Genomic DNA, 8,909 nt, shown 5'->3' on the forward strand with positions numbered 1-8,909 from the left:
GGATGGACTAGACGGGAGAGAACGACAATGCGAATCCTCCGCACCGATACCGCAATTACCGACGAAGCCGCCAGCAATTTCGTTGCCGGCATCACCATTCACATTCCCATCGGATCGGCCATTCCGCCGCCGCTCACGCTCGTTCACAAAGCGGACTACACCCCCGGTGTCCCGCAATTCCTGCTCGATGGGGAGGGTGCTATCTGGTCGCTGTGCGACGACGATTCCGCAGAACGCACGGCTGTCAAGGCTGGGGATCGGCTGGAGGTCGTGAAGTTCCGGAATGGCAACGAAGTCGAGCGGGCAATTCTCGGCTAATCTCCATCTCGGTGAACGTCGGCCAAACCGGCCCGTCGCCAAGGGCTGCTTTGTGGTGAGGATCCTGGCCAGGACAAGCCACTATCGGGGAGCCTTTGGCCGCCCGCCGCGTAAGCCGTTCGCAGCCGTCCGGCGTTGTAGGCGGGGCGTGGAGTTTTCCGCTCTCTCCTCCGCGTCCTGCTGATCTCGCCAACGCCGGACGGCTCCCGTTCCCCCATCCTTTCGAGGAGGCTTTTCCCGCCGCACTGCGGCCCGTTGAGCCCAAGACGGATGTTTCTCCATTCAGCATCCCGAAGGGAAAGCAACGTGAGCAAGCTCGAAAACCTCAAGCAGAGGTTCCAGGCGGAAGTGGACGCCGCAAAGGCGCTCCAGCCGAAGGCCGAGAACGGCACCCTTTCGGCGGACGAGACGACCGCATTCAAGAACCACATCAAGAACGCTCGCGACCTCAAGACCGCCATCGAGCAGGAGAAGGCCGACAACGATGTCCGGTCCGGCCTGGCCGCGCTGACGGCCGAACTCAACGGCTCCGGGAATGGCGTGAAGGCCATTCCGGGGAACGCCAAGGTTCGGGCCTCCGGCGGTACGGGCGAGTGGGCGAAGGCCGTCACCGACTACAGCGAGCGATTCGGCATGAAGTCGATCCTCGCGAACGGCGCGGTTCCGGTCCAGGTCCCGATGGACACGGAGCCCATTCCGCTGAACTCGCCGGTCCTTTCGCTCCGCCAGCTCATCCCGGCAGTGGCCGACACGACCGGCGTTTGGAAGTACATCCAGCAGACCGTTCGGACCAACAACGCTTCGACGGTCGCCCAGGGCAAGAAGAAGCCCACTTCCGTCTACACCTACGACGACAAGGAAGGCCGCGCGGTCGTCATCGCGCACCTTTCCGAGTCGATGCCGCGCCAGATCTTCGATGACGCTCCGGCCCTTCAGGAGGCGCTGGAGTCGGAAATGCGACTCGGGCTCGAACTGGAGCTGGAGGACCAGATCATCAATGGCGCCGGTTCTACGACCGGCGTGCTGGACGACATGGTGGGAATCGGCAACACCTCGGGAATCCAGACGCTGGCCCGGACCTCCGGCGATGACGAGTTCATCGTGACGCGGAAGGCGATCACCCTTCTGGAGAAGAGCGCCATCGCTCCAACCGGCTGGGTGATGAGCGCGGACGCCTGGGAGTCCTTCGAGCTGTCGGCAGACGCGAACGACCGATTCATGCTCGGCAATGCGCCGGTGGACCGGGCCGCACGTCGGCTGTGGGGCGTTCCGGTGGTCCTCTCCGAAGCGGTCGCGGACACCACCGTGTACCTCGCGGACTTCGCGAACGCGACCCGGCTGCACGTCCGCCAGGAAGGGCGGCTGGACTGGAGCGAGAACCACTATGCGGCCGACAAGTTCGGCGCGTCCGCTCCGGGCTCCGACTTCGAGGGCAACATGATCAAATGGCGTTTCGAAGGACGGTTCGGGCTGGACGTCCTGCGGCCGTTCTCCATCGTGGAGGTGGACCTCACGCCCGCCGCGTAACAGACTTCCGCGCTGGCGGCTGGCCTCCTTTTATGATGACTGGGGAGGCCGCAACGGGAAACGCCGTCCCCGGCCGCCAGCGCGGAACTGAACGGGACTTCCCGGCTGCTGGTTAAGCCCGCCCAGCCGGGGAGTCCTCCACAAAGCGAGAGGCCCGACCGATTACCACCGGTCGGGCCTCTCGTGTGTTCTAAGCTGTGCTCGGCGGTCGGGGGCACCTAGGGTGTGTCCTCGGCCGTCTCCGGCCCGTACGGGCCAGCTCCGTGGCGGCTAGACGGACATCGCCGCGAGTCGAGCCCGGACGGCCCGCATAGCGTCGGTGTTCGGGTGCTTGTCCTCTGCGAGTTTGACGATCTCTTCGACGCGTTTAGCGATGGACGGCTGGAACTGGATCGGCGACTCCATTTCGGTGATTACGGTGAGAATGTTCTCCGCCGCTCCGTCGATTGCGCCGGACCGCGTTCGGGCCTCCGCGACCGTGAGAAGGGGCTGCGCCCTCCAAAGGGAACCGGCGCCCGTATTGGTCCTGAGCGCTTCCGTCGTGTGTTCTTCGACCAGACCGTGAAGCCGCTCGAAGCTGGAGAGCGAACGGGCGACCGTCATATGGGCCTGATTGGCGGTCCAGCCGTCCGTGACCGGCGACTCGGGCGGACCGGTCTCTGCCAATTCGACGGCTTTGTCTCCGGCCTGGATGGCGACTCCTGCCTGACCGGCGAGAGCGGCGGCGCGCGCCATCATCGCGTGCCCCATTCCCTGACGCTCCGGCGTAGTGCCGTACTTGATCGCGAGAGTGGCGTCTGTGAGAAGGTATTTCGGGTCGATGTCGAAATACATCCCCGCGTTCGCAGATTTGCTGTGGGCGAGTGAGATGAGATTCGGGTCTCCGGCGAGACGCGCGTACGTGTGGGCCTGTGTAAGCCAAGCCGCCGCGCTCTGCTGGTCGAGAAGCGTTACCGCGTTGACCGATCCGAAGATTGCGGTCCACGCCCGGAGGTCGAATACGTTGACGTTTGCGGTTCGCTGGAATTGGTTGAGATTCGCCCAGAGGGCGAGAAGCGCGGGCTGGTTCTGGATGGCGGGTTGGACGAGGAGGTGCGCGCGGATCGCTGCGATTTCGTAGGCGAATCGCGTGCGTTCGTCGTCGGTGTTCCCCTGCTCTCCGGGGAGTCGGACGTACGGTGCTGCGGCCCCGAGGAACGGCGTAGCTGCGGCGAGACCCGCCAGCCGCAACGCCTTCTTCAGGACGGCTCTCCGATCTTCCATGGTTCCAGGGTCGTCACTGCGCGGGAAGATGTCCACTTTCCGGCCCTCTTTCCGGTCTGCCCCCGAACGGCTTGTTGACGCTACCGAGTGTAATTCGGCGCTTACAATCCGGCTAGATCCAGACCGATTCCCGCCGCTCGTGTGGCCCCAACGTACGCCCGGCTGGTAGCGGAGGTGGGACGTTCCACAGATCTGCGGAGCGTTTGACCAGGTCCGGGGTGGTATGACCGTAAGGGCTTCTAGCGTCGTCGCACCTCAGTGACCGCCCATCCCGCTTCGAGCGCGCCGACGGCGGCGAGGCCGGACACCGAGGTGGCGAGCAGGAACCACCGGGTGCGGGGCATGTCGCGTCGGCGCCACCAGGACGCGCCGAGCCAGAGCGCCAGCAGCAGCATCGCCAGCCCGAGGCCGACCATCACCTGGAAGCCCCAGTGCACGATGTTCACCGGCGGGCGGTCGGCGGGCGGCACCGTGTTCAGCCCGATGATCTCCGCGTCCGGGTCGGCGTGCGCCAGCAGCGACAACCCGTCCGGGATCCCGAGCGCGTAACGCAGCCTGCCGTCGATCGCGACTCCGGCGATGTGCAGCGGGACGCCGCGCGCGCTGTCGAACACGCCCTCCATCGCGGCGAGCTTGATCGGCTGGTGGTCGGCGACGAACCGGGCCGCCCAGTCGCCCACGACGACCTGCGGCAGCGCGACGACGGCGGCGACGGTGAACGGCAGCAGCAGGCCGAGCCGGTGGTAGCGGTCGCGGCGCCCGCGCAGCATCGCCACCGCGTACACCGACGCGATCCCGAACCCGGCGACCATGAACGCGGCGAGGATCATGTGGACGGTCTGGGACGGGAACGACGGGTTGAACATGGCCCGCCAGGGATGCACCTCCACGATGCGGCCGTTCACCGCCCGGAACCCGACGGGCGCCTGCATCCACGCGTTCGCGGTCACCACGAAGAACGCGCTCAGCACGCCGGCGACGACGATCGGCACGCCGGACAGCAGGTGCTTGACCGGGCTCAGCCGGTCCCACGCGTACAGGTACAGCCCGAGGAAGATCGCCTCGATGAAGAACGCGATGCCCTCCAGCGTGAACGGCAGCCCGATGACCTGCCCGTACACGCCTATCATGCCGGGCCACAGCAGGCCCATCTCGAACGACAGGATCGTCCCGGACACGGCGCCGACGGCGAACAGCACGCCCATCGCGCGGCCCCAGCGGCGCGCGAGCAGCCGGTAGTTCGCGTCGCCGGTGCGGTGGCCGCGCCACTCGGCGATCAGGGTGATCGCGGGCATGCCGACGCCGAGGCAGGCGAGCACGATGTGCCAGCCGAGCGAGACGGCCATCTGGGTCCGCGCGGCCACCAGGTCGCCCGGGGTGGCGCCGGCCGCCAGCTGCCCCATCACGGTCACGTGCCGCTCCCCCCGGATGCCGTTCGCGCGGGTGTCCGGCGGGGTCGTACCCGGGCGCCGCGCCGCGACGCGGCGGCCGGGACGATCATGAACGGCCGTTGACCATTCCGGGTGTCAGCCCTGCTCGCGGCGGGCGCGGGCGCGGCGCTTGCCCTCGTGCATGGCCTGGACGCGGGCGATGGGGATGGTGTGGCCCTCCGCGACGAGGTCGGCGGGCAGGGGGCGCGCGGCGGGCATCAGCTCGGCCCACGGGTCGCGGTCGGCGAGCAGCCGGGCCGCCGTCCGGACGGTGAAGGCGCGCGGGTCGGCGGCGTCGAGCTCGTCCCACGGGACGGGGAACGATACCGGCGTGCCGGGCCTGATGCGCGGGCTGTAGGCGGCGGCGACGGTCGCGCCGCCCGCCCTGGTCGAGTCGAGGAACACCTTGCCGGCGCGGTCGTCGCGGATGAACGCCGTGGTGGCGAGGGACGGGTCGAGCCGTTCGGCGCGGGCGGCGAGCGCGCGGGTCGCCGCCGCGGCGTCGTCGGCGGCGGTGCGGCCGTCGAGCGGGACGAACACGTGCACGCCCTTGGACCCGCTGGTCTTCACCGCGCCGTCGAGCCCGCAGTCGCCCAGCGCGCGCCGCACCAGGTGCGCGGCGGCGACGGCGGCGGAGAACGGGCCGCCCTCCGGCGGGTCGATGTCCATCACCAGGTGGGTGGGGTGGGCGGGGTCTGCGGCGAGGGCGAGGGGCGGGTGGTATTCGACCGCGCGCTGGTTGGCGAACCACAGCAGCGTCCGGCGGTCGTCGCAGAGGGCGTAGGACACCTCCCGCTGGGACGTCTCGGCCCACACGGTCACGCGCCGCACCCACGGCGGCGTGTACTTGGGGAGGTTCTTCTGCATGAACGGCTTCTGGCCGCGCAGCACGCGGATGACCGACAGCGGGCGGCCCGCCAGCCGCGGGACGAGCCGCCCGGCGACGGCGTCGAGGTAGTCGACCAGGTCGCGCTTGGTCGCCTCGGCGCCGTCGAACAGCGGCTGGTCGAGGTTGGTCAGCCGGACCCCGTCGCGCTCCTCTTCGGTGCTCACTCCCCCACCTTCGCACGCGCCTCCGACAGGCCGGTCGGGTAGCGTCGGGGCGTGTACATACCCGCACATTTCTCGGCCGGTGACGCGGAGGTCCGCGCGCTCCTCGACGGCTGCGGCGCGGCCGACCTGGTCACGAGCACGCCGCGCGGCCTCCTCGCGACGTTCCTGCCCGTCCTGTACGACCCGGACGCCGGCGAGCACGGCGCGCTGCTCGCGCACGTCGCCCGCAACAACGACCAGTGGAACGTGCCCGCGCAGGGCGAGTCGCTGTTCATCGTGCACGGTCCCGGCGCGTACGTGACGCCGTCGTGGTACGCCTCCAAGGCCGAGCACGGGCGGGTCGTGCCGACATGGAACTACCTCACCGCGCACGTCTACGGGCGGCTCGTCGTCCACGACGACCCGGCGTGGCTGGAGTCGCTGGTGCGGCGGCTCACCGGCAAGCACGAGGCGGGCCGTCCGGAGCCCTGGTCGGTGGACGACGCGCCGCCGGCGTTCATCGCCGGGCAGCTGCGCGCGATCGTCGGCCTGGAGCTCGTCATCACCCGGATCGAGGCGAAGGCGAAGCTGAGCCAGAACCGGCCGGCCGCCGACCGGGACGGCGTCGCCGCCGGATACCTCGCGGAAGGCGACCCGGTCATGGCGGAGGCGGTGCGCGCGGCGGCGAGACCGGACGCGCCGGGACGGTGAACGCCCGCACGGTCAGCCCGGTCCTCGTCGGCCGCGAGCGGGAGTCCGCCGCGCTCGACGCCGCGTTCCGCGCCGCCCGCGACGGGACGCCGTCGGCGGTGCTGCTCGGCGGCGAGGCCGGGGTGGGCAAGACCCGGCTGGTCGGCGACTTCGGCGCGCGCGCCCGCGCCGAGGGCGCGCGGGTGCTCGTCGGCGGCTGCCTGGAGCTCGGCACCGAGGGCCTGCCGTTCGCGCCGTTCACCGCGGCGCTGCGCGGGCTCGTCCGCGACGTCGGCGTGGACGGGGTGCGCGGCCTGCTGCCCGCGGGCGCGGGCGACGGCCTCGGCCGGCTGCTGCCCGACTTCGGCGACGCCGACGCGGGCGCCTTCACCGGGGAGTCGCGGGCGCGGCTGTTCGAGCTGGTGCTGACGCTGCTGGAGCGGCTCGCCGCGGCCGGCCCGGTGGTGCTGGTCGTCGAGGACGCGCACTGGGCGGACACCTCGACCCGCGACCTGCTGACGTTCCTCGTCCGCAACCTCGGCGCCGGGGACGCGCTGCTGATCGTCGTCACGTACCGGACCGACGAGCTGCACCGCGCGCATCCGCTGCGCCCGGTGCTCACCGAGCTGGAGCGCGTCGAGCACGTCGCCCGCGTCGAGGTCGGGCGGCTCGGCCGGGACGACGTCGGCGCGCTGGTGCGCGGCATCCTCGGCACCGACCCGCCGGCCGGCACGCTCGCGGACGTGTTCGAGCGCAGCGAGGGCAACCCGCTGTTCGTCGAGGCGCTGGTCGGCTCGGGCGCGGGCCGGGACCTGCCGGAGTCGCTGCGCGACCTGCTGCTCGGCGCCGTCCAGCGGCTGCCGGAGGACACCCAGGAGATCCTGCGGGTGGCGGCGGGCGGCGGCGCGCGGATCGAGCACGAGCTGCTCGCGGCGGTCGCCGGGCTGGACGAGCGGGAGCTGACCCGGGGGCTGCGGCCCGCCGTGGCGGCCAACGTGCTGGTCGTGGACGGCGACGGGTACGCGTTCCGGCACGCGCTGATCCGCGAGGCGGTGCACGACGACCTGCTGCCCGGGGAGCGGACGCGGCTGCACGTCCGGTACGCGCGGGTGCTGGAGGAGCGTCCGGAGCTGATGCCGGACCGGGCGCGGGCGGTGACGCTGGCCCACCACTGGCACGCCGCGCACGACGTCGTCCGGGCGCTGACCGCGGCGTGGCGGGCCGTCGGGGAGACGCGGCGGGCGCTCGCGTACGCCGAGGCGCTGCGCATGGCGTCGCGGGTGCTCGGGCTGTGGGACCGGGTGCCGGACGCGGCGGAGCGCGTCGGCGTCCCGCACGTCCAGGTGATGGAGGAGGCGGTCACGCTGGCCGACCTCGCGGGCGAGCCGGACGTCGGGATCAGGCTGGCGTCGGAGGCGCTGCGGCACGAGGAGGCGGCCGGCGACCCGATGCGCGCGGCGCGGCTGTACGAACTGCGCGGCATGATGCGGCTGCGGTCGGGCAGCGACAGGGCCCCGGCGGACCTGCGCGAGGCCGCCCGGCTGGTGCCGGCCGATCCGCCGTCGGCCGAGCGGGCGCGGGTGCTCGCGACCCTCGCCACGAAGATCGTCGGCCTGCACGGCACCCGGCCGGAGGCGGACGCGGCGGCGCGTGAGGCGCTGGAGGTCGCGCGGGCGGTCGGGGACACCGAGGTGGAGCTGTCCATCGAGCTGAACGTGGCGTGGCTCGACCTGTTCCACGACGACGATCCGGAGGCGTTCTTCGCCCGGATCGAGCGGGTCGCCGAGCGGGCCTCCGAGGTCCGGGCGTTCGAGCCGCTGCTGCGCGCGTTCACCAACCACTCCGACGTGCTGGAGATGTACGGGCGGCACGCGGAGGCCGCCGAGGTGGCCGCCGCGGGCATCGCCCGGGCGGAGGAGTACGGGCTGGCGCGGTCGGCGGGCGCGCACCTGTCGGTCAACGCGGCGGAGCCGATGGTGTCGCTCGGCCGGTGGGACGAGGCGCTCGGCGTGATCGGGCGGACGCTGCCGCGGATGTCGGCGGGCGTCATCCGGGCGGGGCTGCACAACCTGGCGGGGGCGGTGGCGCTCGCCCGCGGGGACCTCGACGGCGCCGAGCGGCACGCGGCGGAGACGCCCGGCCTGATCGCGCGCGGCGCGGCCCGGCGTGCGCAGAACCTGTTCCCGGTGTGCCGGCTGAGCGCGCTGACCGCGCTCGCGAGGGGCCGCCCGGCCGAGGCGCTCGACGCGCTGGACCCGATCCTCACCGACGTCGGCCTGCCCGACGACTCCCGGTACGCTCTGCCGGGGCTCGTGGTCGCGGCCACCGCCTGCGCGGAGCTCGGAGACACCGACGCGCTGGCGAAGGTGCGGGCGCGCGTGGAGGGGCTGCGCGTCTACGGGCCAGTGCAGGAGGCGCACCGGCTGACGTTCGTGGCGGAGGCCGCGCGCGCCGAAGGCGTCCTGGACCAGGCGGCGTGGGACGCGGCGGCCGCGGCGTGGGACGCGCTGCACCAGCCGTACGAGACGGCGTCCGCGCTGGTCGGGGCCGGTGAGGCGGCGCTCGCCTCGGGGGACCGGGACCGTGCGGGCGTGGTGCTGCGGCGGGCCGCCGGCCTGGCGGACGGCCTGCGCGCCGGCCCGCTGCGGG

At 71.8% G+C, this 8,909-nt stretch carries 7 protein-coding genes; 4 read left to right on the forward strand and 3 right to left on the reverse strand.

Going from position 1 to position 8,909, the window contains the following annotated elements:
• Positions 1 to 27 precede the first annotated feature (27 nt).
• Both F9B16_RS30780 and F9B16_RS30785 read left to right on the forward strand, forming a co-directional pair.
• Entirely contained in the window at positions 28 to 318 is a 291-nt protein-coding gene (locus F9B16_RS30780; protein WP_151543721.1) for a hypothetical protein, read from the forward strand.
• Between the two features lie 306 nt (positions 319 to 624).
• Entirely contained in the window at positions 625 to 1,845 is a 1,221-nt protein-coding gene (locus tag F9B16_RS30785; RefSeq protein WP_192809073.1) for a phage major capsid protein, read from the forward strand.
• Between the two features lie 270 nt (positions 1,846 to 2,115).
• Here F9B16_RS30785 and F9B16_RS30790 read toward each other — a convergent pair whose 3' ends face one another.
• The 3 genes from F9B16_RS30790 to F9B16_RS30800 all read right to left on the reverse strand — a co-directional run bounded on the left by F9B16_RS30790 (position 2,116) and on the right by F9B16_RS30800 (position 5,591).
• The gene (locus F9B16_RS30790; RefSeq protein ID WP_151543723.1) at positions 2,116 to 3,144 is read right to left on the reverse strand and encodes a hypothetical protein; all 1,029 of its coding nucleotides are present in this window, start codon (positions 3,142 to 3,144) and stop codon (positions 2,116 to 2,118) included.
• 203 nt (positions 3,145 to 3,347) lie between these two features.
• Positions 3,348 to 4,511, reverse strand: coding sequence for a cytochrome ubiquinol oxidase subunit I (locus tag F9B16_RS30795; RefSeq protein WP_151543730.1), 1,164 nt, complete (start codon positions 4,509 to 4,511; stop codon positions 3,348 to 3,350).
• A 123-nt stretch (positions 4,512 to 4,634) separates the two neighbouring features.
• Complete coding sequence (locus F9B16_RS30800) at positions 4,635 to 5,591, reverse strand: DNA polymerase domain-containing protein (RefSeq protein ID WP_151543724.1); 957 nt, start codon at positions 5,589 to 5,591, stop codon at positions 4,635 to 4,637.
• Between the two features lie 51 nt (positions 5,592 to 5,642).
• Here F9B16_RS30800 and F9B16_RS30805 point away from each other — a divergent pair, with 51 nt between their 5' ends.
• Positions 5,643 to 6,281 (forward strand): FMN-binding negative transcriptional regulator, encoded by a 639-nt coding sequence (locus F9B16_RS30805; protein ID WP_151543725.1) that lies wholly within the window; start codon positions 5,643 to 5,645, stop codon positions 6,279 to 6,281.
• Positions 6,278 to 8,909, forward strand: a 2,632-nt coding sequence (locus F9B16_RS30810; RefSeq protein ID WP_192809074.1) for an ATP-binding protein, incomplete at its 3' end; no start/stop codon positions are given. The genes F9B16_RS30805 and F9B16_RS30810, both read left to right, overlap by 4 nt.

Source organism: Actinomadura montaniterrae, assembly GCF_008923365.1.
Lineage (GTDB): Bacteria > Actinomycetota > Actinomycetes > Streptosporangiales > Streptosporangiaceae > Spirillospora > Spirillospora montaniterrae.

What these genes read in the sequence shown, in the direction of transcription:
- F9B16_RS30780 (WP_151543721.1), top strand. Translation starts at nt 28, where the DNA reads ATGCGAATCCTCCGCACCGATACCGCAATTACCGACGAAGCCGCCAGC.
- F9B16_RS30795 (WP_151543730.1), bottom strand. Translation starts at nt 4,511, where the DNA reads ATGGGGCAGCTGGCGGCCGGCGCCACCCCGGGCGACCTGGTGGCCGCG.